We start from the raw sequence: 24031 nt of genomic DNA, 5'->3' as shown, positions 1-24031 counted from the left end.
ATGCGTCGGATGATTCACTCTCTCTGTTGGGCAATTGGCGGCGTCGTTCTCGGCCTAGGCAGCCTGCTTTCGACATCCGCGGTAACTGCTGCGGACCAATTGCCGGTGGTTTACACCGAAGACTTCGAGAAAGGTGCCGACAACTGGCAGCCGATGGATCCTGCCCAGTGGAAGGTCAAAAAGACCGACCAAGGGCAAGTCTTTAGCCAGCACGAGAAGAAGACAAAGTACAAGCCGCCGCACCGCAGTCCCACGAACATTGCGATCCTTAAGGATGTGGTCGTCGGCGACTTCGAACTGAAAACCAAAGTTCAGAGCACGCACGTCGATTACGGCCATCGCGATGCCTGCCTGGTGTTTGGCTATCAAGACCCAAGCCACTTCTACTATGTCCACCTCGGCAAGCAGGGTGACGATCGCGCCAATCAAATCTTCATCGTCAACGACTCGGCGCGGGCGAAGATTTCGCTCACCACGACTCCCGGCACGAATTGGGAGGAGCGCTGGCACGACGTGAAAGTCGTGCGCAAGGTTGCCGATGGCACAATCGAGATCTATTTTGACGACATGAACAAACCAGTCATGACCGCCAAGGACAAAACGTTTGCGTGGGGACAAATCGGCGTCGGTACCTTTGATGACACTGCCGACTACGATAATCTCGAACTCCGTGGCGTGAAGGTCGAGAAGAAATAGTCCTGCGAGGCTGAACGATATTTGCTTTGTCCCCGCCTGCAGACCGCTTGAGAAAACGAGAAGAAACTTTCCCCTGTGAATGCAGCGTTCGGCACCTGGTGGATGATCCTGCGAATCTCGCTGCAGGAACGATTGGTTTACCGCGGCGATTTCGCGCTCGGTACGCTGATGCGGTTCTTGCCGATCGTTACGCAGGTTTTTTTATGGTACGCCATCTTCCAGAATCTGGGAGATGGCAAAATCGCGGGCTATTCCTACGAGGAATTTGTCGCCTACTATCTGCTGACCATGGTCGCGCGGGCCTTTTCGAGTATGCCCGGCCTGTCGTCGCAAATTGCCGGTCAGATTCGTACAGGCGAGATCAAAAAATTCCTGATCCAACCCATCGATCCCCTCGGGTTTCAGTTGGTTAGCCGAGTGGCACACAAGCTGGCCTACTATTCGGTGGCGACGGGTCCATTCGCGCTGGTCTTTTTTCTCTGCCGCAACTATTTTCCGGCTTGGCCCGATTTGACGACAATCGGGGCCTTTGCGCTATCGCTGATCCTCGGCTTCATGCTGGGTTACTTCCTCGAGGCGTGCCTGGGGCTCGTGGGCTTCTGGATGCTTGAAGTCAGTTCGATGCTGTTCGTCTACATGCTCTTCAGCTTTTTCCTTTCCGGGCATATGTTCCCCATCGACATGTTGAGCGAACCGTGGGAAAGCATCGTTCGCTTCTTGCCGCTGCAGTATTTGGCTTATTTTCCGGCAGCGGTCTGGCTGGGAAAAGTGAGAGGCTGGGAATTGGCCTGGGGGCTGCTCATCGAGATCGCCTGGGTTTTGTTTTTCGCTGTGCTGGCCCGCGTGCTGTGGGCACGTGGCGTGCGCCGTTATAGCGCGTACGGGGGTTAACCATGGACTCCAACCCAAACTTACTCGCGCCTGCCATCGCTTCGAAGCATCCTTCTTACTGGCAAGTGTTCCTGACGTTCGCGCGCAATAGCCTGATTCGCGCGATGATGTTCCGCGCTAACTTTTTGATCGAGTGCGTCACTTCGGTCACGTGGATGGCAATGAACCTGGGCTTTTATTTGCTCATCTTTCGCTACACGGCAGAAATCTCGGGCTGGAATCAGTACGAGTTCTTCGCCTTTTTGTCGACGACGATGATCGTCAACAGCCTGGTGCAGTCGTTCTTTATGCCGAATTGCGAAGAGCTCAGCGAATTGATTCGCACCGGCGGCTTGGACTTTGCATTGCTCAAGCCAATCGATACGCAGTTCCTGATTTCGCTCCGCAAGATCGAGTGGGCGGGACTTTCGAACTTTGTTGCCGGCTTGCTGCTGCTGGGCTTCAGTTTGTGGCGACTTACTCAGCAACCAGACTCGCCGCTGGTGTTCAACCCACTCTGGCTGCTGGTCTATGCCTACTACGTCGTGTGTGGCGTGGCGATCATGTACAGCGTGATGATCAGCCTGGCAGCGACCAGTATTTGGCTCGGTCAGAATCGGTCGCTGTACGACTTCTGGTTTTACATCACCAACTTTTCGCGCTATCCCATGGAGATCTACGACGGTTTTTGGGGACAGCCCCTCCGCTGGATCTTCACGTTCGCGTTGCCGATTCTATTGGTCGTGAACGTCCCGGCACGAGTCATCGCCTGGCCAGTAGCTGCGGACTTTCGTAGTACTATGCAACTGGCCTTGTATTGCCAGATCGCGACGATCGTTTGCCTCGTGTTTTCTCGCTGGTTGTTTCAGCAGGCCTTACGTGGCTACCGCAGTGCGAGCAGTTGAGGGGCGTTTGGCTTCGAACAGATGCTTCCAGGCTAGCCAGCGCTTTTCATAGGCATGCCAACTGAGCCAGGCCAAACCACACGTCAAGAGCGACATCACCAGCATGAAGCCCAGCCGGCCAACCAGGTCCGAGCCAGTAACTTGTTGAATGGTCTCGGCAGTGAAAACGCCGGCCAGGCCATACAACAGCAGGTTTTGATAGACGTACATGCCGTAGCTATAGCGCCCCAGCCAGAGGAGCAGCTGCGATTTTCCTAAGAACGACAACCAACCCTGTTTGGCCGAGGCCACTGCCAACAGAATGAAGGACGAGAAGAAGAACGCAAACATGGTCGTGGGAATGGTGAGCAATCGCGCGCCCAGTACCACGAGTGGCAGTAAGAGCAAGCCACAAATAACAAATGTGCCCCTGGCCCATGGCAACAAAGCGCCGAGGCCACCCGGACCACGAGCCGCCAGCGCGATCCAAGCTCCAGCGCACAGGGCATCGAGTCGAAACAGAGTGAAGACTTCCGCTGCAACGTTATTGCCACCGAGCGCTAACCAGGCCAAGCGCGAACCAGCCGAGGCGACGATCGTAATTACGCAAACGCGCATCGCCGTCGTGCGCGAGCAGGCAAAAATGACCAGCGGCCAAACGAGGTAGAAATGTTCTTCGACACAGAGGGACCAGAAGTGATTCAGTCCGCCAAACTGCCACTGGCCACGGTAGCTCATCAAGACATTGCTGCCATAGATCCACAGCGAGTTGCTATCGCTATCGGTCATTTTTAACCAACTGGTCCCGATGCCGACCAGCGGCAAACCCAGGAGCACAATCAGCAGCGTGATGTAGTAGAGCGGAAAAATCCGCAGTGTGCGGCGGGCGTAGAAGTTGCGGAAGTAGCCGTCCGATCCCTTCCCCTCGAAGAGAATGCCGGTGATCAGGAACCCCGAGAGCACGAAAAACAGATCGACACCCCGATTGCCGAAGTTAATGAGCGGCATGATCCAATCGGGCGTTTCCGCATCGTGCGGACCAGCGAAGCGATAGGCCGTTACCAACAGAATCGCGAGGCCGCGAATCCCATCCAGCGCGGGAATATGGCCGCGCGGCAAAGCGAGCGGTTCTGCTGCCGTTACGGTGGAAAGGGACCGACCAAATGTTGGCAGCCAGAGGCCCATAACAAGATTCCCACTGACGGTGCTCGAACCAAGCGCGACGATCTTCTCAGAACATAGAAACCTACGACATCCACCTGCCTGAACGGGCTGCCGAGAAGTGGAAGACGAGAGTTGGTGTCGAACCAGGACGTCACGTTTGCCCTAATCACTACAAACGGACCTCACCGTTAGCGCTTCAGTGCCAAGGTGCAACAACCTGGTCGGGCTGAGCACAGGGAACTGTCACGTGTCGATCGACTGTTCCGCGCACAGAAATCGTTGACTCCTCTGGCAGCACGTCTTTCCCATAACGGGCCACCAGAGTGGCCGCTGCTTGCAGTGTGCCATCGTCAATGTTGCCAATCAGCAGTGCTAGTGGGCCTCGAAAGTTCAACGGTTGCAACAAGGCGACATTTGCAGTGGCCACGTTGGCGTCGAACAGAGTCGTTAGTTCGCGGCCCTCATCGGCGTTTTTGGCAACGACAATGTGTGCCCGGTTTTCAAGTCCAAAGTGCCGACCGAACTTGAGCGTGGCGAGGTGCCAAAGCGGAGGATTCGACGACTGCTTCAATAAGAAGCGCAGTCGACCGGCGTAGGTCGGCTCGAGCAACAGGCAACTGTTCTGTTGTTCGCGCTCGCTGACGAGATTCCACTCGCGCGCGAGTAGCAGTTGCTCTCTCCGCCCGCGGCCATGCCAGCCATGCAGCTGCGTGCGGTCGACCCAACCATTCCGTTCGGGCAATGTCGGCGGTAATAACTGGGCTGAGAGGGGCCGCAGCAACAAATCGTCGACACCGCCATGCACGGCAATCGACTCCAGATCGCGCGAGCGCAAGCTGCTTGGGCGCTGACCAACCACTTCGCCGGAAATGAGGAATGACGCAGCGAGCGACTCCAGTTGTTGCTGAGCGCGCTGAAGCATACCGATGCGGCAATCGAGACACGGCGCCATTTCCTGCGCAAAGCCAAACAGCGGACGCCGAAGCAAGTTGAGATAGTCTGTCAACCACTCAATTTCTCGCAACTCGATTCCCACCCGTTCCGCTGCCACGCGCGCATCGTTCGCCGGCGGAGTGAACGGCGTGCGGATGTGAACGCCAATCACTTCAATCGCTTGTCGCTGCATCATCCGCACGGCGATTTGCGAATCGAGACCACCGGTAAACAGAGCCAGGCAACGCATGAGGCGGGTTGGTATCCAGAACGGTTAAGAATTCAACGGTTCTCAACTTATCGCCTCGACGAACGGGCGACGAGCGGGCAAGCCTACCAGCCCCGGACGATGATCCGTACAATAGGCCTGCGCTAGTTCAACCAGATTCTGCAAACCTTCGAAGGAATTCACGCGTGGCCGGTACGGTTCTGGATGGCAAGGCCATCGCTTCGCAAATCGAGATCGAATTGGCGGAGGAAGTCGCCGACTTCATTCAAAACAATGGCGACGGCCCCACGCTGGCCGCGGTCCTCGTGGGCGATGATCCTGCGAGCGCCGTGTACGTGCGCAACAAGCGCCTGGCCTGCGATCGGGTCGGCATCGAAAGCAAGATGCACCGCTTGCCCGCCGAAACTGGCGAAGAGGAATTGCTCGAACTGATTGCCAAATTGAATGCCGATGAAGACATCAACGGCATTTTGGTCCAGCTTCCCCTGCCGCCGCAGATTCGGTCGGCCAAGATTCTGGATGCGGTTCATCCGCTCAAGGACGTCGATTGTTTTCATCCTGAAAATGTCGGGCTGCTTGTTCAGGGACGGCCACGCTTTCTTCCCTGTACGCCGCACGGGGTGCTGCAGATTTTGGATCGAAGTGGAATCTCTGTCGCCGGCAAGCAGTGCGTGGTCGTCGGCCGTAGCGACATTGTCGGCAAGCCCGTCGCCACGTTGCTCGCTGCCAAAGATTCACCCGTTGGCCCCAATTGCTGCAATGGGACTGTAACCGTTTGCCATAGCCGTACGAGCGATCTGGCAGCTATCACCCGCACCGCCGATGTGCTGGTGGCCGCGATCGGCATTCCCAAGTTCATCAAGGCCGATATGGTCAAGCCCGGTGCAGTGGTGATCGATGTCGGTATCAATCGCACTGAAACGGGTCTCTGCGGCGACGTGGATTACGAAGCCGTCCGTGAAATCGCCAGCGCCATCACACCGGTGCCGCGCGGGGTGGGGCCACTCACCGTCGTCATGCTGATGCTCAATACGCTGACCGCTGCCCGGCTGCAGTTGACTTAAGCACGCGAGTATTACGAATTATTGAAAGAGGCGAGGACCGTCCGGACCAAAACAGCAGCAAAATATGATCGCCAGTTACTTGACAATAAATCACTAAGTCGTCATAATTTAATCGGCTGTTTGGCAACCTGGTGGAAGAAGCGTTTAGATAGGCTGCAACGGTTAACGGCGACCAGCCAGCCCGAAAACCAACGCCGACCCTGGTCGTACGAGCGTCAGCGGTTACGAGGTTTATCAACAAACAGGATGATTTGAGGACTTGCAATTCGGACGTAATTCGTTGCCACTGAACGGCTTGTCTGTGATGCACGCAAAAGGGGGGTGTTGATAAACCTAGTCGCGGATTGCCCAGACCTTGATCGAACGATCGAAGCTGGCCGAAGCGAGTTGCTTCTTATGGGGCGCGATGGCGACGCCGTAGATATTGTTCTTGTGGGCGGCAACCGACGCGATCTGCTTGCCGAGTTCGACATTCCACAACCGCACCGTGCCATCGGTTCCGCCACTCACCAGCCAGCGATCATCGGCGGAAATTGCCAGGCTCTTCACCATGCCTTGATGCCCCTCGAACGTTTGAAAACGCTCGCCGGTGGCAAAGTTCCAGAATTCAATCAATCCTTCGTTGCCGCCAGAGACGACGCTCTTGCCGTCGTTCAAAAAAATGACGGCTTGCGGTACGCCATCGTTATTGGCCACCGTGCGACCTTTGCCGCTGGCCACATCCCAAAGTCGCAATGTGCCATCATTGCTGCCGGAGGCGGCGCGCTTGCCATCGGGGGAGAGTGCGACCGCAAAGACGGCGTCGGCATGACCGACTAAAGTTCCTTTCAAACTGCCCGAATCGGCGGCAATGACTCGCACCGACTTATCGTGGCTGCCGGTGGCGACTGTTGTTCCGTCAGCCGAGATCGCAAAGCTCTCGATATACGCGCCGTGCCCGCCGTGCGTCGCTTCGACACCGCCACTGGCGACATCCCAGACGCGAACGGTCTTGTCCATGCTGGCCGAATAGAGCTTCTTGCCATCCAGCGAAAAGGCCACGCCGCAGACACCGTCGCCATGACCGCTCAGGCGGGCAAGTTCTTTCCCGCTGGCGACATCCCAATTCTTGAGGGTATTGTCGAGGCTCGCGGTTGCGAGCAACTTGCCATCCGGCGAAAAGGCCACTGCATAGGCTGAATTCGGATGAGTCAGCGTGTGGAGCAGTTCGAGCGTCGGCATCGCGCTAAATCACTTCCCGCAAAGGTTGGTACTGCGTGTGATCGACCAGGTAACGAGGCCGACCGCTCAGGTCGTTGACCGTGGCCCGGTTGATATCGATTCCCATACGGTTGTAGAGCGTGGCGAACACATCCTGAAAATGAACCGGTCGTTCGGTTGCGTGATCCCCCAGTCGATCCGTCGCGCCGATTACCTGGCCGGTCTTCATACCGCCGCCAGCGAGCAGCCCGCAGCCGACATTGGGCCAGTGATCGCGGCCGCCGTTCTTGTTGATGCGTGGCGTGCGGCCAAATTCGCCCCAGACAATAATCGATACATCGTCGATCATGCCGCGGGCAGTGAGATCTTCCATTAGCGCGGTCAACCCTTGATCGAGCAGCGGCAAGTGATCGCGAGCGTTATCGAACGTTGTTCCGTGCGGGCGGCCGTGCCAATCCCAACGGCCATAAGCGAGGCTCACCACGCGCACACCCGATTCGACCAGGCGGCGGGCCACCAGGAAGTAATCGTTCATCAGCGGACCAGCATCGCCGTAGCCCGAATTTTCCGTCGAGCCGCGGCCGTAACGATCGCGCAGCTTGGGGTCTTCCTTCGAGAGATCGAGAGCTTCGGCCAACCGGCCGGAAGTCAAAATGCTGAAGGCCTGCTGCTGATAGGCATCGAGTCCTTCGATGGCTCCGTTGGCATCGGCCGTACGCTTGAAGCGGTCCAGTTGCTGAGCCAAAGCGCGACGATCGGCCATCTGCTCGACCGATACGCTCCCCACCGACAAAGTCCCGGCACCGTCGGCGTTGGGTGTGAACGGGGCAAATGCCTGACCGACGAATCCGGGTTGTCCAGGATCGCCCCAGGGGCGGTTCTTCATCTTGTTCGCCAGGCTGACGAACGGCGGAGTGCCAGGATTGGCCGGTCCTTTAAGTTTCGATACGACCGACCCGAACGACGGCCAGCCACCCGCAGGCTGCTGCGTCACCGGCCAGCCCGTGTTGCATTGAAAGGCCGCATGCCTGCCTTCAGAACCCACCAGCGAGCGGATGATCGTCCACTTGTCGATGGTCGCAGCTAAGCCGGGGAGATGTTCGCAGATTTGAATGCCGGGAACCTTGGTGGCAATCGGCCGGAACTCGCCCCGAATCTCCACCGGGGCATCCATTTTCAGATCGACCATATCCTGATGAGGCGGGCCGCCGGTCAGGAAGATCATGATGATCGATTTTTGCCGCTGCGGTTGCTTGGCCGCTGCTTCTGCCGACAGCAATTGCGACAGCGACAAGCCCCCCATCGCGAGACCGCCGATCTTCAGCACCGAACGTCGCGATACGCCGTCGCAATGGCGGTGTTCGTTCCCTGTTACCGTGAGCATCGGCAAATCTCCGTGGAACTTGGTGGGCAGCTATAGGCGGGGCTTCTAATCAAGTTATGTTTATATCATCGTCGGCTCGTCCGGGTCAATAAAATCTGTGTTTCGCGCATGGATGTTGTACATTCGGAACATTCGCTGCATCCTCTCCCGTGGTTCCCTAATGACGTCTCACATGACAGCATCGTCCCACCAGTTGGGCAATCAAATTCTTGCCCTTGTTCTCGGGCTCTTATTGGCCGCCACTGCTGCGGCCCAAACCAAGCAGCCGAATATCGTTGTCTTTCTGGCAGATGACCTGGGGCATGGCGATCTGGGCGTGTATGGCCATCCGATCATCAAGACTCCCAATCTCAACGAGTTTGCCAAGCGGGGCGTGTTGCTGCAGAACTGCTATTCCGCGAGTGCCGTCTGCAGTCCCTCGCGATCAGCCATTCTCACGGGGCGCACTCCGTATCGAAATGGCGTCTTCACGTGGATTCCCGAGAATCGCGAAATCCATTTGCGATCGAGTGAACTCGCGCTCCCCAAACTGCTGAAGGAAGTGGGTTACGAAACGTGCCACGTTGGCAAATGGCATCTCAATTCGCACTTCAACCAGCCCACGCAGCCGCAGCCCAACGACCATGGATATGACCATTGGCTCGCGACGCAAAACAATGCGGCCCCCAGCCACGAGAACCCGAGCAACTTTGTTCGCAACGGCAAGCCAATCGGCAAGGTCGAAGGCTATTCGTCGCACATCATTGTCGATGAGGCAGCAACCTGGCTGAAAACCAAGCGGGACGCGGCGAAGCCGTTTCTCCTGTCGGTCTGGGCACATGAGCCTCATTACCCAATCAAGTCGGCACCCGAATTCAAGGCGCTCTATCCCGACCTGACCGACGACGTCCAGCGTGAACATCATGCCAACGTCAGCCAACTCGACGCGGCCTTCGGCAAGTTGCTAAAGACGCTCGATGAATTGAAATTGACCGACGATACGCTCGTGATCTTCACCTCCGATAACGGCCCCGAAGGTGATGGGATTAAATCGCCGGGCCGAGGTTCGACCGGAGGCCTGCGCGGCCGCAAGCGGGCCGTCTACGAAGGGGGAATTCGCGTCCCAGGAATTGTGAAGCTGCCTACCAGCCTGAATAAAGCCAGCGTAGCGGCAGGGAGCAAGAGTGCTGTACCGGTCATTGGCTCCGATATCTTCGTCACTGCAGTGAAACTCGCCGGAGCCAAATTGCCCGCCGATCGCGTGCTGGACGGTGGAGATTTGCTACCGGCTCTGGAAGGCAAAGTAGTGGAACGTTCGCGACCGCTCTATTGGCGCTGCGTGATTGCTCCCGGGCCGATGAAAACAGCGATGCGGATTGGCGATTGGAAGATCGTTGCCGATGAACCCCTTACGCAGTTCGAACTCTACAACCTGAAGTCCGATCCGGTTGAACAGGACGATTTGAAAGAGAAGGAACCAGCCAAGTTTGGCGAGATGCAAGCTGAACTCAAGAAATTGAATGCGGAGATTGAGGCCGAAGGGCCTACCTGGTGGAAGACCTATCAGAATGGTCCGGCCAACAAAAAGCAGCAGTCGAAAAAGCAGCCATCAAAAAACAAAAACAAAGAATAGGCCCAGCGCATATGGTTGTTCGTTCTCTGCTCGCTGCCGTTCTTGTCGTGGTGGGCTCTTGCGCCTCGCTTGCCGCGGAAGTTGATTTCGCGCGCGACGTGCTTCCAGTTCTGCAGCGATCTTGTTTTGAATGCCACGGCCGCGAAAAGGCGGCCGGTGGACTCAAACTCGATACTGCAGAATCGCTGCAGAAAGGGGGCGATAGCGGCACGGTCGTGGTGGCGGGCAAAGCAGCCAACAGCGAATTGCTGCGGCGCATTTCGCTGCCTAAGAGCGATTCCGAAGTAATGCCGAACCGGGGCGATGTCCTCACACCGGATGAAGTCGCCAGGATTCGCGACTGGATCAACGCCGGTGCCGTTTGGCCCGCCGGTGCGAAACTCGCGCGACATTGGGCTTATGTCACGCCGGTGAAAGCGCCGCTCCCACAATCAAGCAGCCATCCAGTCGATGCATTCGTCCTAGACAAGTTGAAATCCGCAGGCCTCCAGCCTTCGCCGCCCGCCAGCGCTGCCGTCATCGCCCGGCGACTTTATTTCGACGTCATCGGACTTCCTCCCACGCCCGCACAAGTGACTGCCTTCGAGCAGGCAGCAAGTCGCGATCTGCCGTCGGCCGTTGAAAAGCTGGTCGATGAGCTGTTGCGTTCCCCTCAATACGGCGAAAAATGGGCTCGCCCGTGGCTCGATGCCGCTCGCTATGCCGACTCTCACGGATTTCAACGGGACGACCTGCGCGAGCTGTGGCCCTATCGCGATTGGGTCATTCGCGCACTCAACGACGACATGCCGTTCGACCAGTTCACGCTCGAGCAGTTGGCCGGCGACTTGCTCCCGAATGCCACGCAGGACCAACGAATCGCCAGCGGGTTCAACCGCTGTGCTCCTTGCAACGTGGAAGCCGGAACCGACCCCGAAGAGAATCGCGTGAACCAGGTGTTCGACCGCGTGAACACGCTTGGTGCCGTTTGGCTCGGGACGACGTTCGAGTGCGCTCAGTGTCACGATCACAAGTACGATCCGATTACTCACCGCGACTATTACGGGCTGTTCGCGTACTTCAACCAAACTGAGATCGAAGCCGAACGATCAAATCCCAGAGTGCCCGGTTCCATTCGTTTCCTCGGGCCTTACCTAGACATCAAGGATCCTGCCTTCGAACAGCAGCGAGAAAAACTGACGCAGGAAATCGCCGGTTTGAAAGCTGGATTGGCGAATTTTTCCACCACCACAACAACAGCAACCGCAGAGGAGGAACCGAAGGCCGAAATACTCGTCCCCATCGATTTCGATTCCGCCGGCGATGCCGGGCATAAGATCTTGGACGATGGCTCAATCTTGCTCGTCGGCGATCCACCCGCCACGGACACGTACACCATCACTGTTCACACCAAGCTGAAGAACATCACGGGCTTTAAACTAGAGGCCCTGACCGACGAATCGTTGCCAGGAATGGGACCAGGACGCGGCGATCCACAGCGGACCAACTTCGTACTGCACGAATTCTCTGTCCAGGCGGCTTCCCTGGATGCGGCATCTCGCGCCGAGAAAGTTCCTTTGGCAGATGCGACCGCCAGTTTTTCACAGCAAGGCTGGGATGTCTCGGGGGCCATTGATGGAAAAGCGAAGACGGGCTGGGCCATTGGTCCCCGCTTCAAGCAAAGCCATTGGGCCAGCTTTCGGACCGCACGTCCAATCGGCTTTGAGCAGGGAACTACACTCACTTTCAAACTCGAACAGAACTTTGGCCAGGCGCGCACGCTGGGGCGAGTGCGATTATCCGCGCTCACCGGCGAAGCCAAGCCTGCTCCCAAACAGCCAATCGCTGCTTCGCCGGCCAAACGGGAACTCGAATCCCAACTCTCCGCGCTGGAAAATCGCCTGAAGGGATTGAAGCCGCCGCGCACTTTGGTGATGCAGCAGGTTGCTCAGCTTCGCCCGACGACGATGTTCAATCGCGGTGACTTTCGCACACCCGGAGAAGCCATTCAGGCCGCGACACCTGTGATTCTCACCGGCACCAACAAAGCGATCGAACCCGACCGCATCGCGCTCGCCCGCTGGCTCTGTAGCGACGAGAACCCACTCACCGCCCGCGTGGCCGTGAATCGCGTCTGGCAAGAACTCTTCGGCGAAGGTCTGGTCACAACGCCGGAGGATTTCGGCATCAAAGGACAACGCCCGACTCATCCCGAATTGCTCGATTGGCTGGCCGTCGAATATCGCGAGCAAGGCTGGTCGCAGAAAAAGCTCCTCAAGGCAATACTCACGAGCGAAACTTATCGCCAATCGAGCCGACTCACGCCGGAACTGAGCGAGCGGGATCCACAGAATCGCCTGTTGGCTCGCGGACCCAGTTATCGCCTCAGCGCAGAGGGAATTCGCGATAACGCGTTGGCAATCGCCGGGCTGATCGACCTCAAGCAGTTTGGCCCCCCTATTTATCCGCCGCAACCTGCGGGACTCTGGAACAAAGTGGGTGGCGAGAAATACGAATACACCGTCAGCCCCGGTTCGGAGCAATATCGCCGCGGCATTTATGTGGTGCTCAAGCGCATGTCCCCGAATCCAAGCATGATTACCTTTGATGCCACCGCTCGCTTGTCGTGCCGCGTTAAACGGCTGCGCTCGAACACTCCGCTGCAAGCCCTCACGCTGCTCAACGATCCCGTTTACGTTGGCGCAGCTCAGGCTTTTGCGCAGCGAATTGTGCGCGAGCAACCTGATGGTGACCTTGATGCCCGACTCGCGCACGCTTTTCGCCTGGCAGTTGCGCGGGCGCCATCCGCAGCGGAACTCGCCGTCCTGCGAAAACTGTTCAATGCCGAACAGGCGGCGGGAAATGAAGTGTCAGCCTGGTTTGCCGTCGCTAGCGCGCTCCTGAACCTCGACGAAACGATTACTAAGGGTTAAGTAATGCAGCAGCAACTGGCTCACTTGAAGTTGACCGACCGGCGCTCATTTTTCCAGCGTGGCGGTTTGAGTCTTGGCGCGCTCGCACTTTGCAATCTGCTGCAAGCGGCACCGGAATCTGCAGCGGGTAAACAGCCTCATTTCGCACCGCGGGCGAAACGAGTCATCTATTTGCACATGATCGGTGCGCCGTCGCAGCTCGATCTGTTCGATGCCAAGCCCGAACTCGTTCGCCGCAATGGCGAAGCGTGTCCCGAATCGCTGCTGGCTGGCAAGCGGTTTGCGTTTCTCGGGGCAGAAAAGAAGTTGTCGGGCTCGAAGTTCAAGTTTGCGCCGCATGGTGAGAGTGGCCAGCAGATGTCGGAGCTATTGCCCAACCTCGCAAAAATGGCCGATGAAATCGCCGTCGTGCGTTCGCTCCATACGGAAGAAATCAATCATGCCCCCGCCCAGATTTTTCTGCACACTGGCTTCGGCCGCGGCGACCGCCCCAGCTTTGGTTCGTGGGTGACTTACGGACTCGGCTCGATCAATGCAGACTTGCCGGCGTATGTCGTCCTGCTCAGTGGCAATGCGGGTGGCGCAGGGACCGCCATGTGGTCGAGCGGGTTTCTGCCGAGCGTGAATCAGGGCGTGCAATTTCGTTCGCAGGGAGATGCGGTGCTTTTCCTCTCGAATCCGCAGGGGCACTCGAACGACAGTCGTCGCCGCGTGCTTGATGCCACGCGTGCTCTGAATGAAGCCAGACTGGCCGATGTGGGCGATCCGGAAATTGCGACTCGCATCAGCCAGTACGAGATGGCTTTTCGAATGCAAACCAAGGTTCCTGAATTGATCGATATTGGTGCCGAGTCGCAGGAGACTTTAGAACGCTATGGCGCGCAGCCGGGTAAAGCGAGCTTTGCGAATAACTGTCTGCTCGCGCGGAGACTCGTCGAGCGCGGGGTGCGCGTGGTCGAACTTTACGACGCTGACTGGGACCATCATTCCAACATCGCCAGTTCGCTGCCACGAAAAGCCCGCGATGTGGACCAGCCCATGGCGGCCCTGCTGGCCGATTTAAAGGAGCGCGGCTTGCTGAACGATACGCTGGTCGTGTGGGGCAGCGAGTTTGGTCGCACGCCCCTCGCGCAAGGTTTGGGCGGCGATGGCGAAAAGACGAAGCCGGGGCGCGATCACCACAAAGACGCGTTTACGATGTGGCTGGCAGGTGGTGGGATTAAGCCGGGCTGCAGCGTGGGCGCGACGGACGAATTCGGCTTCAACATTGCCGAACGGCCAGTACACGTGCATGACCTGAACGCGACGATACTGCATCTGCTGGGACTCGACCACGAGCGATTAACGTTTCAATATCAGGGGCGCGAGTTTCGCCTGACCGACGTGCATGGTCACGTCGTGCGTGAATTACTCGCCTGACGAACTCTTCTGGAAGCGAACGATGAAACTCCTCTCCTCACTCTTGCTCGTGCTGTTTTTTGTTGCGATTGTCGCAGCCGCAGAAAAAACGCGGCCGAATGTACTGCTGATCTGCGTTGACGACTTGAAGCCGCAACTCGGCTGTTACGGCGACAAACTTGCCAAGTCGCCAAACATCGATCGACTCGCCAGTCGTGGAATGGTCTTTAATAGTGCCTATTGCAATCAGGCAGTTTGTTCGCCGTCGCGCAACTCGCTGCTGGTTGGCTTGCGCCCCCAAACACTGGGCATTTACGACCTGGGCACCAACTTTCGCAAGTCAGCACCGCAAGCCGTCACTCTGCCGCAGTATTTCAAGCAGCAAGGCTATCGCACCGAAGCGATGGGCAAATTGTTTCATGTTGGTCACGGCAATAACGAGGACGCCACTTCGTGGAGCGTGCCTCACTTCCAAGCCAAGACGGTGCAGTACGCACTCAAGGCGAATCAAGCGGAGGAAACTCGCGAAGGTGCTTTGTTCAGCAATAAGCCCGCCGGCAATTTGCCCAAAGGAGCAGCCTATGAAGCGGCTGACGTTTCGGACTCCACTTATGGTGATGGCATCGTCGCGGACGAAGCGGTCAAGCGAATCGAGGCCTTGAAAGAAAAGCCAGACCAGCCTTTCTTTCTCGCAGTCGGCTTTCTCAAGCCCCATCTTCCGTTCTGTGCACCGCAAAAGTACTGGGATCTATATGACCCCGAGAAGCTCGATCTTGCAGCAGTCACACAGCCTCCTAAGGGTGCACCAAGTTACGCCCCGCAATTCGGCGGCGAACTCCGCAACTACAAAGACATTCCAGTCAAAGGTGATCTTCCCGCTGACCTGCAACGGAAATTGATTCACGGCTACTACGCCGCGACTAGTTATATGGATGCTCAACTCGGTCGCGTGCTCACCGCGCTCGATGATTCCGGGCTCTCGGGCAACACCATCGTCGTTCTCTGGGGCGATCATGGCTGGCACTTGGGCGATCATGGCATCTGGTGCAAACACACTAACTATGAACAGGCCGCTCGCATTCCTGTCGTCGTGGCCTTGCCTAAGGGTGCTCAGGCCGGAACCAAAACATCTGCACTTATTGAAACCGTCGATATCTATCCCACGCTATGTGAACTGACTGGTCTGCCGATTCCCACGGGGCTCGATGGCAGCAGCTTTGCGAAGACACTCTCCGATCCCAAGTCTGCGACGAAGGACTCGATCATTCACGTCTATCCGCGCGGCAAGCTGCTAGGCCGCGCCGTTCGCACGGCTCGTTATCGGCTGGTTGAATGGAAGGAGATCGGCGCTTCGCCCGAGACAGCTGAACTCGAGCTTTACGACTATCAGACCGATCCACTCGAAACGAAGAATCTGGCCGCCGAGTTGCCAACGGTCGTTGCCGAGCTGCGGGCAAATCTGGCGAAACATCCAGAAGCGAAGCCGCAAATCAAAGCTGCTGCCAATACCGGATCCAAGCCAGCCGCCAAGAAGTCGCAAGATCGCGGCGTGCTCTTCGCCAGCAAAGATAAGGATGGCGACGGCAAGCTGACGCGCGAGGAGTTTCTCGCCAATCAACCCGATCCGGACGAAGCGCCCCAGCGCTTCGTCCAATTCGACGTCGATAAGAACGGCTCGCTGACCCGCGCAGAGTTCGTCACCTCTGGTGGTAAGAACCCTAACGCCAAATGATCTCATCCAAATTGCCTGCCGCTACTTCGGCTTGGCAATGCAATAGAGATGCTTGAACGTTCGCAAGAAGATCTCGCCGTTCGAAATCGCCACCGATGAATTCGTCTGCTCTCCCTTGCCGAGCGAGTTCGTCGCCAGCACTTCGTACTTGGGGTTCGCCGCCAGCACCAGCGTCGAACCGTCGCGCATCAGGATGTACAGCCTCCCTTCGGCACAAACCATCGAGCCCCACGTCGTGCCGCCGGGTCGCTTGCCGACATTCCAAACTTCTTCGCCCGTCTTCACGTCGTAGCAGTGCGGCACGGTGTTTTCTTCCACCATATAAACGTGATCGCCAATCAACATGCCTGAGCCGACACGCTGAATGTTGACCGGATGCAACCAGAGCCGGTCAGCGGTGATGTCTCCCGAGCCGCCAAGCTTGACTCCAAACCCAGCGCCGGTGTAGCCCGACATTGCGATGGCGTGCCCGTTGCCATACAAGGGCGAAGTATAGACGTACTTGTTCAGCCCTTCGCAGAACCAGAGTTCCTTGCCGGTCTGCGGTTCGAATCCCTTCAAGTGCGGCACCGTCGAAAGCAGCAGTTGGTCCTTGCCATCGATCTTGGCGATCAAAGGTGTTCCCCACGAGCCATTCTTTTCGTCGACTTCCCATACCGTCTCGCCAGTCTGCTTGTTCATCGCCAGCAGAAAGTTGCGACCCTTGTCGTTGGGCCCGCACCATTGAATCGCCAGGTCGTTGTACAGCACCGGAGAGGCAGCATTGCCGAAGGCATGTTCCCACTTCCCCAGGTCGGTTCGCTTCCAAAGCTCTTTGCCATCGAAGTCATAGCAATAGACCCCCGCCGAACCAAAGCTAACCACCACGCGCTGGCCATCGGTCATTGGCGACGCATTGCAGTACCAGTTGGGGTTCCAGTTCCGCTCCTTTTCTTCGTACGTCACATCCTTCTGCCACAACAGCTTGCCGCCATCGCGGGCGAAGCAGATCAAACTCCGCGTCTTGCCGTCCTTGTCGGCCTGGGTCATAAAAATCTTGTCGCCCCAAATGACGGGCGTGGAATTCCCCTGGTGAGCAAGTTCAATTTTCCACTTCACGTTTTCGGTATCGCTCCAGGTGAGCGGCACATTCTTGTCGTCACTAAAACCTTGCCCGGTCGGGCCGCGCCAGGCGGGCCAATCGGCAAGTGCCAGTGGTGAGGGAAGGGCAAGCAGAGCAACAACGAGCGGTAGGAGCCTTAGCATGGCAATCTCCAGGTGGTGAGAATGCGGAGGGGGGAAGCGGGCTCTTGTTTACCATGTCCCCTGCACGTTGCCAAAACATATTGTCCGCATTCACCTAATTTCTCTGACAAACACTCTGACACTTGCCAGAATATCGCGACAGTGCTTTCAGGAAATTTCCACAATCCCCAACCAGTGCGCGAAGCTTCCAGCAGCTTGCAACGACCTGACTGACAGGCATTTACGACGCCCATGAGTGCCTCCACTCCTTACGTTTACCCGAATACAACTCCAATCGATTTCCAATAACTAATTTCAACCTAAACGTCCAACAATTACCCTCATTGTTGAACACTGATCCCTCGCAAACCCGCGAGTTACGCACGTCGCTGTCCAACAATGGACCCAATTGTTGGACACCCCCTTCTGCGGTCCGCGCGCCAAGCCATCCCTTGCAGCTGCCTCATTCTCGAAGTCGCTTCCATCAATCCACCACCAGCAATCAGCCGCTCTCGCTTGGCCGTCGACCACGAATCAGGAAATTTCCACTATCGCAAGCAAATCGCAAAGTTTCCGCAATCTCGCAAACAGTTCACTTGCAACCAGTTGCGGACTTTCCGCTCTTCCTAAGTCCTTACCGAACTTGACAACCGTCGCCAATCGATTTCCATTATCTTTCCAATAATTTCATATCTATGTGATTACTACCATTTCACGACAACCCGCGCATGATTCACGCGTTTACTTCCAAATTGCCAGAGAGCGCACCCACAACCAAGATGCGCGGCCGTTGACTAGGTTGGTCACGGGCCGAACGATTTTGTAGCCATATACGCCGGCAGGATAAATTTCCTACCTAGACCGACGCGTGAGCGAGGGAGCAATTCTGATATCGCGTTCCGCTGCGAGGAACGGTTGCTCTCAATTTCCCCTCGCACGATTTTTTGGTACGGCAGTTCGAGTCGCGCGAGAGGTTCCCAATCATGCTGGACGAAACACCGAATTCTGACGACATCGACTCGGCCCGTTCTACCCGGGCCTTTCTGCTCCGCCCGATCTACGTCTCCTGCCAGCACCCAGCTAGCTACAATCACTATCACAACCTCTGCAACTTCACTCGCCCGCACAGTTTGCCTGCGGTGGACAAATTTGCTTTGCTGCAACCGGTGGCTAGTATTCACCCGTCGCCAACCAATCCAAGGGTGGCTGCGTAGAATCGGCAGTCGCTCGTTCGAAGTCCTCACCAATTGAGGCCAAGCCAGCGGAGGTCAGCTGGCTGGTGGGCGACATGCTTTTGCAAGCATCTGTTCGCAATTCGCAATTCAATTGCCTGTTTGCTCCAGGAGGGAGCCGCTGCGAGGTCGCTTCAATTAGCGCTCGCGGTCTTTGCCCATGATGGCCCAGGTACAGTCCTCAAGCAGGAGTGTGCAGCCATGGTAGCGGGTAAAGTTTCTCGGCCAGTCGTCGGTCTCTGGTCGCTCGTGGTCGGCGGTCTCGGCCTGTGCGAAGTGTTCAGCTTCGGCACGCCAGCAGCGCAAGCGCAAACGGTTCAGCCGCCGCGCGTGCAATTCGATGCTCCGTACTCGATTGCCGTCCGCGAACTCCCGCTCCCTCCTTCGCCCACGCTGGGTCACGAAAAGCTGGTCGAGTCGCGACTCGACATCTCGTCGCTGGTTGTTGCCGGCAACGAACGGGATGTGACGCAGTTCGTGTTTCAAGTGCAGAGCATGCAGAGGACGATGATCGTGCAGGACTACCTGCCTCGCTCGGCGCGCGATACGAGCGTCGCCGGCAATGTGTCGGTGAACGAAGGTCGCGAAGACTCGACGAACTTCGGCCTCGATATCACTGGCAATTATCAAAACCTGACGGGCGCCGCCGCGCATCTTGGGCAAGGACAAAAAGAAAATGCCAGCCGCAAGTTCGAACGCCTCCCCGCGCTCGAGACCGTGGTCGCCAGCGGCACTGTCTTTCGTGGCACGGGCGCTTACTTCAAGTTGCACACGACCGACCGCCAATTGCTCGAAGGAGCGACGACAGTCAGCGTGATTTGGAAAGTCCCGGCCAACTGGCGCGCCGACTACTTGCATGTGCGCTGCCTGGCCGAAGGGCGCGTGCGGGGACAAAATGCCCAGCGCGTCGGTCAGCGAGATTTTCTCGTGCCGCTCTATGTCGCCGGCGACGTTCAGGCTCAGCAGACTGCCTTCGAATTCGCCCGCGCAGAAGCGAACCTGCGAATCACGGCCCGGCAAAACATCGAAGAGCTCACCAACCGGCCGCAGCTGCCCTTTGGTCGCGGACTCGCGCCGCTGTTCGTCGGCGACAACGATCCGCAAGTGCCGCACGATTGGCTCGAACGGATCCTCTACTTACCTTCGCTTTCGAACGTGCCCGGCAAGCTCCCCGCCGTCGTACGGACCGCAGCGAACGACTACGTGACTGCCCGCCAAGAGTTGGCTGCGTATTCGGGCTGGCAACAAGCAACGCAGCAAGCGGCCAAACCACCAGTGTCGAATCAAGTGCAGCCGCTGGCCGGGCGGTAGTTGCCGCGCGTGTTGATTGGTCCCGCGCGGACTATCGCGTAGCTGAATTCGCGAGAATTCAGTCCGCCATCAAGCCTGAATTCTGGCGAATTCAGCTACTTCAGAAAACGTCGCAATCCCCTTGTCACTGGTCCCCTGTCCCTGGAGCGCTCAGCCGGTAGCATACATGGTGCGTAAACGTCCCCCTCGACCAAGCACCTACCGATGCCCAGCCAGAACTCCAGCTCTTCTATTTCGACCGGCGAGGCACTTGCGCTCGCCGCTGGTTCCGAGTACTCCGCGATTTCGATTCGCGGCGCGCGAACGCACAACCTGCAAAATGTCGACCTCGATATTCCGCACGGCAAGCTGGTGGTGATCACTGGCCCCAGCGGTTCGGGCAAAAGCAGTCTGGCATTCGACACCGTATACGCCGAAGGACAGCGGCAATACATCGAAAGCCTGAGCGTCTACTCGCGGCAATTCCTCACGCAACTGCAGCGGCCGGATGTCGATTCGATCGATGGCTTGCAGCCGACGATCTGCATCGATCAGCGCCCGGGAAATCAAAACCCGCGCAGCACGGTGGCCACCAACACCGAGATCTACGATTATCTGCGACTGCTGATGGCTCGCCTCGGCGACGTCAGCTGTCATCAATGTGGCGAGCCGGTGCGGCATCAATCGCTCGATCAAATTCAAGAAGCACTCCTCTCGCTGGCCGAAGGTACGAAGCTCTTGATCCTTGCGCCGATCGTGCGCGGTCGCAAAGGGCAGCATGCCGAAGCGCTCGCCACGGTGCGCAAAGCAGGACTGGTGCGCGCAAGGATCGATGGCCAGTTGTGTGAACTCGATGCAGCGCCTCAGCTTGATGCGCGCAAGGCCCACACGATTGAAGCGGTCGTCGACCGGATCGTCGTTCGCCCAGGAGTAAACTCGCGCCTGGCCGAGTCGCTGCAATTAGCAGCCCGGCACGGCGACGGCGCGCTCGTGGCCTGCTATCTCGATCCCGAGCAGGAAAAACAAGCCCGCACGACCGGCACAACGACGGAAGGTTTGTGGACCGATCGCCTCTTCAGCACGAAATATGCGTGCCCGAATTGCCAGGTCAATCTCGCCGAGATTGAACCCCGCACCTTCAGTTTCAACAGTCCCTACGGCGCTTGCCCCAAGTGCGAAGGGCTGGGGCATTTGAATCAGTTCGATCCCGATTTGGTCGTCCCCATTCGCGGACTGTCGCTCGCCAGCGGAGTGGTCGCCCCCTGGGCGGGCCTTCGATCGGCCACCGTGAAGAAGTCGCGCGCGAGCCTGGAAGCATTCTTGACCGAGCACGACAAAGCAAAGGACGCCAATTGGTCTGATTTCACCGAAAGCTTCTTTACGCAACTTCTGTATGGTGAACCGGCCGAGAAGACCGATCGCTTTGTAGGGCTCATGACGCTGCTCGAACAAGAGTTGGCCACTGCAACCGACGAAGCCCGCCGCGAACAACTCGAAGCCTATCGCGGACAGATCAGTTGTCAGGAATGTGGCGGCTCGCGCTTGCGGCGCGAAGCGCTCGGTGTACGTGTGGCGGGCAAGACGATTCACGAAATTACGCAGCAGTCGATCTACGCCGCGGCGGCGTTTTTTCAGGGCTTGCACTACGCGGGGCACGACCAGCAAATTGCCAAACCCATCTTGCAAGAGATTCGGAGCAGGCTGGGATTCTTGCAGCAAGTCGGCCTGGGCTATCTCACTCTCGCGCGCTCGAGCGATTCACTCAGCGGTGGTGAGTTTCAGCGCGTGCGTTTGGCCACCGGCATCGGCGCGGGACTGGCCGGCATCTTGTACATTCTCGATGAACCGTCGATTGGGCTCCACTCGCGCGATAACGATCGCCTGATCGCAGCCCTTCGCGATTTGCAAACCAACGGCAGCACCGTGCTGGTCGTCGAACATGACGAAGCGATGATGCACGCGGCCGACTGGCTGATTGACATTGGTCCCGGCGCGGGAAGCCAGGGTGGCAAAGTGATCGCCGCGGGAACACCGGCAGAAGTGGCTGCGGACCCGCTGTCTCTCACCGGTGCTTACTTGAGCGGTCGCCAAACGATCGCGGTGCCCACGAACCGGCGAACAGCTGACCTGGCGCGAGCCATCACGATTGCCGGTTGCACTGCGAATAACCTGCAGAATGTCACCGCAACCATTCCGCTGGGACTGTTGATTGCTGTGACCGGCGTCAGCGGTTCTGGGAAGAGTTCGCTCATTAACGAAACGCTCGCGCCGGCCCTCATTCGCAAGCTGGGGGGCGTCGCACCCAAACCCGCAGCACATGCGTCGCTGGTGGGAACCGAACTGATCGACAAGGTAATCGAAATTGATCAACGCGGGCTTGGTCGTTCGCCGCGTAGCAATGCTGCGACCTACACTGGCTTATGGGATGAGATTCGCAAAGTCTTCGCGACCACGAAGGAAGCCCGGCAACTTGGCTACGCCCCGAACCGTTTCAGCTTCAATGTTGCTGGCGGCCGCTGCGAAACCTGCCAGGGGCAAGGCTTGCAGCGAATCGAGATGAATTTCCTTCCTGACATTTTCGTCCCTTGCCCAACTTGCAGCGGCCAACGCTTCAATGCCCAGACGTTGCAAGTCCTGTATCGTGGCAAAAACATTGCTGAGATTCTGGAGATGTCGATCGACGAGGCGGTCGGCTTCTTCGAAAACTTCTCGCACATCGAACGGACGCTCGTGAGCCTGTGCGACGTCGGCCTTGGTTACTTGAAACTAGGTCAGCCCAGCACGACACTCTCGGGTGGCGAAGCCCAGCGGGTGAAACTCGCGACGGAATTGGCTCGCGCGGAAACGGGTCGCACGTTCTACTTGCTCGATGAACCGACGACCGGCCTACACTTCGACGATATTCGCTTGCTCTTGGGCGTGCTGCAGAAATTGGTCGATCGCGGCAACACAGTGCTGGTGATCGAGCACAATCTCGACGTAATCAAGTCGGCCGATTGGCTCATCGATTTAGGCCCCGATGGTGGCGACGGGGGGGGGCAGATTATGTTTGCCGGTACCCCCGAACAACTGGCGTCGCTGCCGGAAAACCTCACCGGCAAGTTCTTGAAGCCCCTGCTCAAGCACTAAAGCTCAGCAGGCCGTGGGGCGCGACTCGGCGGCTGGCGGCATCGGCCGGCGCGGTTCGTACTTGCAGCAGTCGGCCGGACAAACGTCATGGCTAGGCCCGAGTGTGCCAATGGCCAACTTCGGGGCATCGCTGATTCGCTCTTGAATCAACTCGCGTATCATGGCAACGAACCGTGGATGAGTCCCCACCGTTCCCGCGCGCACGAGATTCAGACCAAGTTCATCTGCCAGGTGCTTGGCTTCGTAGTCGAGATCGAACATCACCTCCATGTGATCGGATATGAAGCCGACCGGAACCACGACCACGTCGCGCACGTCACCCGTTACCGCCAGTTCTTTCAGCACATCGCCCACGTCCGGCTCAAGCCAAGGTTGGTTCGCCGGCCCGCTGCGACTTTGATAGACCAGCCGATGCTGCGGATGGTTCACCCCTTCGGCAATTAGCCGCGATGCCTCGGCAAAGTGTGTTTCGTACTTGCAGTTGGTCGCCATCGAGAGGGGAATACTGTGCGCCGTGAATAAGAGTACGGCCTTGCTGCGGCGCTCTTCAGGAATCTGCGCGAAGGCGTCGCGCACGCGCTCGATCATCGGCTCGATGAATCCCGGGTGATTGAAGAAAACACGTAGTTTGTCGACAGCTGGGGCACCTTCGCCCACCGTCTGCTGCGCGACGCCGATGTTTTCGCGATACTGCCGGCAGCCGCTGTAGGAACTAAAACCCGAAGTAAAAAACGCGAGCGCGTGCTGCACGCCATCCTGCTTCATCTGTGCGAGCGTATCGGCCAGCAGGGGATGCCAGTTTCGATTGCCCCAGTAAATGGGCAAGTCAACGCCATGCTGGCTGAGATCATTCTTCATAGCGGCCAAAAGCGCGCGGTTCTGCTCGTTGATCGGGCTCACCCCGCCAAAGTGCTGATAATGCTCGGCCACGGCCAGCATCCGCTCGCGCGGCACATTTTTGCCCCGCAGCACGTTCTCCAAGAACGGCAGCACATCGTCGGGCCCTTCAGGGCCGCCAAAAGAAACCAGCAAAAGAGCGTCGTAAGTCATGTTGAGCAGAGTGCAAAGGCTAGAGGTC

Annotated in this window: 16 protein-coding genes; 10 read left to right on the top strand and 6 right to left on the bottom strand. The window is 57.8% G+C overall.

What is annotated here, in order from left to right:
• From ETAA8_RS14390 to ETAA8_RS14380, 3 genes are all read left to right on the top strand, one after another.
• Window positions 1–696 carry a hypothetical protein gene (locus ETAA8_RS14390; protein ID WP_202921834.1) on the top strand — a complete coding sequence of 232 codons (696 nt, stop codon included), beginning with the start codon at window positions 1–3 and terminating at the stop codon, window positions 694–696.
• Between the two features lie 75 nt (window positions 697–771).
• Window positions 772–1587, top strand: a complete 816-nt coding sequence (locus tag ETAA8_RS14385) for an ABC transporter permease (protein ID WP_315851590.1) — start codon at window positions 772–774, stop codon at window positions 1585–1587.
• Between the two features lie 2 nt (window positions 1588–1589).
• Complete coding sequence (locus ETAA8_RS14380) at window positions 1590–2471, top strand: ABC transporter permease (RefSeq protein ID WP_145089299.1); 882 nt, start codon at window positions 1590–1592, stop codon at window positions 2469–2471.
• Here the strand turns inward: ETAA8_RS14380 and ETAA8_RS14375 are convergent.
• The gene (locus ETAA8_RS14375) at window positions 2442–3635 is read right to left on the bottom strand and encodes an acyltransferase family protein (RefSeq protein ID WP_145089296.1); all 1194 of its coding nucleotides are present in this window, start codon (window positions 3633–3635) and stop codon (window positions 2442–2444) included. The genes ETAA8_RS14380 and ETAA8_RS14375 overlap by 30 nt on opposite strands.
• Window positions 3636–3810: 175 nt before the next feature.
• Entirely contained in the window at window positions 3811–4797 is a 987-nt protein-coding gene (locus ETAA8_RS14370) for a tRNA 4-thiouridine(8) synthase ThiI (protein WP_145089293.1), read from the bottom strand.
• A 164-nt stretch (window positions 4798–4961) separates the two neighbouring features.
• Between ETAA8_RS14370 and folD the strand changes: the two genes are divergently transcribed.
• Complete coding sequence (folD, locus tag ETAA8_RS14365; protein ID WP_145089290.1) at window positions 4962–5840, top strand: bifunctional methylenetetrahydrofolate dehydrogenase/methenyltetrahydrofolate cyclohydrolase FolD; 879 nt, start codon at window positions 4962–4964, stop codon at window positions 5838–5840.
• Between the two features lie 333 nt (window positions 5841–6173).
• On the opposite strand, the gene ETAA8_RS14360 is transcribed toward folD, so the two are convergent.
• Window positions 6174–7061, bottom strand: coding sequence for a WD40 repeat domain-containing protein (locus ETAA8_RS14360; RefSeq protein ID WP_145089287.1), 888 nt, complete (start codon window positions 7059–7061; stop codon window positions 6174–6176).
• A gap of 4 nt (window positions 7062–7065) precedes the next feature.
• On the bottom strand, window positions 7066–8424 hold the full coding sequence (locus tag ETAA8_RS14355; protein ID WP_145089284.1) for a DUF1501 domain-containing protein: 1359 nt from the start codon (window positions 8422–8424) through the stop codon (window positions 7066–7068).
• A 172-nt stretch (window positions 8425–8596) separates the two neighbouring features.
• On the opposite strand from ETAA8_RS14355, the gene ETAA8_RS14350 reads away from it, so the two are divergent.
• The 4 genes from ETAA8_RS14350 to ETAA8_RS14335 are packed head-to-tail and all read left to right on the top strand — an operon-like array spanning window position 8597 to window position 16078.
• Entirely contained in the window at window positions 8597–10036 is a 1440-nt protein-coding gene (locus tag ETAA8_RS14350; protein WP_145089282.1) for a sulfatase family protein, read from the top strand.
• A gap of 11 nt (window positions 10037–10047) precedes the next feature.
• A complete protein-coding gene (locus tag ETAA8_RS14345) occupies window positions 10048–12948 on the top strand; it encodes a PSD1 and planctomycete cytochrome C domain-containing protein (RefSeq protein WP_145089279.1) in 2901 nt (966 codons plus the stop codon).
• Between the two features lie 3 nt (window positions 12949–12951).
• Complete coding sequence (locus ETAA8_RS14340) at window positions 12952–14367, top strand: DUF1501 domain-containing protein (RefSeq protein ID WP_145089276.1); 1416 nt, start codon at window positions 12952–12954, stop codon at window positions 14365–14367.
• Window positions 14368–14389: 22 nt separating this feature from the next.
• Entirely contained in the window at window positions 14390–16078 is a 1689-nt protein-coding gene (locus ETAA8_RS14335; RefSeq protein WP_202921833.1) for a sulfatase-like hydrolase/transferase, read from the top strand.
• Between the two features lie 21 nt (window positions 16079–16099).
• Here the strand turns inward: ETAA8_RS14335 and ETAA8_RS14330 are convergent, their stop codons facing one another.
• Entirely contained in the window at window positions 16100–17323 is a 1224-nt protein-coding gene (locus tag ETAA8_RS14330) for an outer membrane protein assembly factor BamB family protein (protein WP_145089270.1), read from the bottom strand.
• 1412 nt (window positions 17324–18735) lie between these two features.
• Between ETAA8_RS14330 and ETAA8_RS14325 the strand changes: the two genes are divergently transcribed.
• Both ETAA8_RS14325 and uvrA read left to right on the top strand, forming a co-directional pair.
• Window positions 18736–19845, top strand: coding sequence for a hypothetical protein (locus ETAA8_RS14325; RefSeq protein WP_145089267.1), 1110 nt, complete (start codon window positions 18736–18738; stop codon window positions 19843–19845).
• A gap of 204 nt (window positions 19846–20049) precedes the next feature.
• Entirely contained in the window at window positions 20050–22953 is a 2904-nt protein-coding gene (gene uvrA / locus ETAA8_RS14320; RefSeq protein WP_145089264.1) for an excinuclease ABC subunit UvrA, read from the top strand.
• Between the two features lie 3 nt (window positions 22954–22956).
• Here the strand turns inward: uvrA and ETAA8_RS14315 are convergent, their stop codons facing one another.
• A complete protein-coding gene (locus tag ETAA8_RS14315) occupies window positions 22957–24003 on the bottom strand; it encodes a ferrochelatase (RefSeq protein WP_145089261.1) in 1047 nt (348 codons plus the stop codon).
• Between the last annotated feature and the right edge of the window lie 28 nt (window positions 24004–24031).

It is taken from the genome of Anatilimnocola aggregata (genome assembly GCF_007747655.1).
Lineage (GTDB): Bacteria > Planctomycetota > Planctomycetia > Pirellulales > Pirellulaceae > Anatilimnocola > Anatilimnocola aggregata.
The sequence above is the reverse complement of the archived record's forward strand: the minus strand, read 5'-3'. Positions and strand labels throughout refer to the sequence as shown.

Excerpts from the sequence above, each read along its gene's own strand:
- ETAA8_RS14330 (WP_145089270.1), bottom strand. The coding sequence starts at position 17,323 with ATGCTAAGGCTCCTACCGCTCGTTGTTGCTCTGCTTGCCCTTCCCTCA.
- ETAA8_RS14360 (WP_145089287.1), bottom strand. The coding sequence starts at position 7,061 with ATGCCGACGCTCGAACTGCTCCACACGCTGACTCATCCGAATTCAGCC.
- ETAA8_RS14350 (WP_145089282.1), top strand. The coding sequence starts at position 8,597 with ATGACAGCATCGTCCCACCAGTTGGGCAATCAAATTCTTGCCCTTGTT.
- ETAA8_RS14345 (WP_145089279.1), top strand. The coding sequence starts at position 10,048 with ATGGTTGTTCGTTCTCTGCTCGCTGCCGTTCTTGTCGTGGTGGGCTCT.
- ETAA8_RS14375 (WP_145089296.1), bottom strand. The coding sequence starts at position 3,635 with ATGGGCCTCTGGCTGCCAACATTTGGTCGGTCCCTTTCCACCGTAACG.
- ETAA8_RS14325 (WP_145089267.1), top strand. The coding sequence starts at position 18,736 with ATGGTAGCGGGTAAAGTTTCTCGGCCAGTCGTCGGTCTCTGGTCGCTC.
- ETAA8_RS14380 (WP_145089299.1), top strand. The coding sequence starts at position 1,590 with ATGGACTCCAACCCAAACTTACTCGCGCCTGCCATCGCTTCGAAGCAT.
- ETAA8_RS14340 (WP_145089276.1), top strand. The coding sequence starts at position 12,952 with ATGCAGCAGCAACTGGCTCACTTGAAGTTGACCGACCGGCGCTCATTT.
- ETAA8_RS14335 (WP_202921833.1), top strand. The coding sequence starts at position 14,390 with ATGAAACTCCTCTCCTCACTCTTGCTCGTGCTGTTTTTTGTTGCGATT.
- ETAA8_RS14370 (WP_145089293.1), bottom strand. The coding sequence starts at position 4,797 with ATGCGTTGCCTGGCTCTGTTTACCGGTGGTCTCGATTCGCAAATCGCC.
- ETAA8_RS14355 (WP_145089284.1), bottom strand. The coding sequence starts at position 8,424 with ATGCTCACGGTAACAGGGAACGAACACCGCCATTGCGACGGCGTATCG.
- uvrA (WP_145089264.1), top strand. The coding sequence starts at position 20,050 with ATGCCCAGCCAGAACTCCAGCTCTTCTATTTCGACCGGCGAGGCACTT.
- ETAA8_RS14315 (WP_145089261.1), bottom strand. The coding sequence starts at position 24,003 with ATGACTTACGACGCTCTTTTGCTGGTTTCTTTTGGCGGCCCTGAAGGG.
- ETAA8_RS14390 (WP_202921834.1), top strand. The coding sequence starts at position 1 with ATGCGTCGGATGATTCACTCTCTCTGTTGGGCAATTGGCGGCGTCGTT.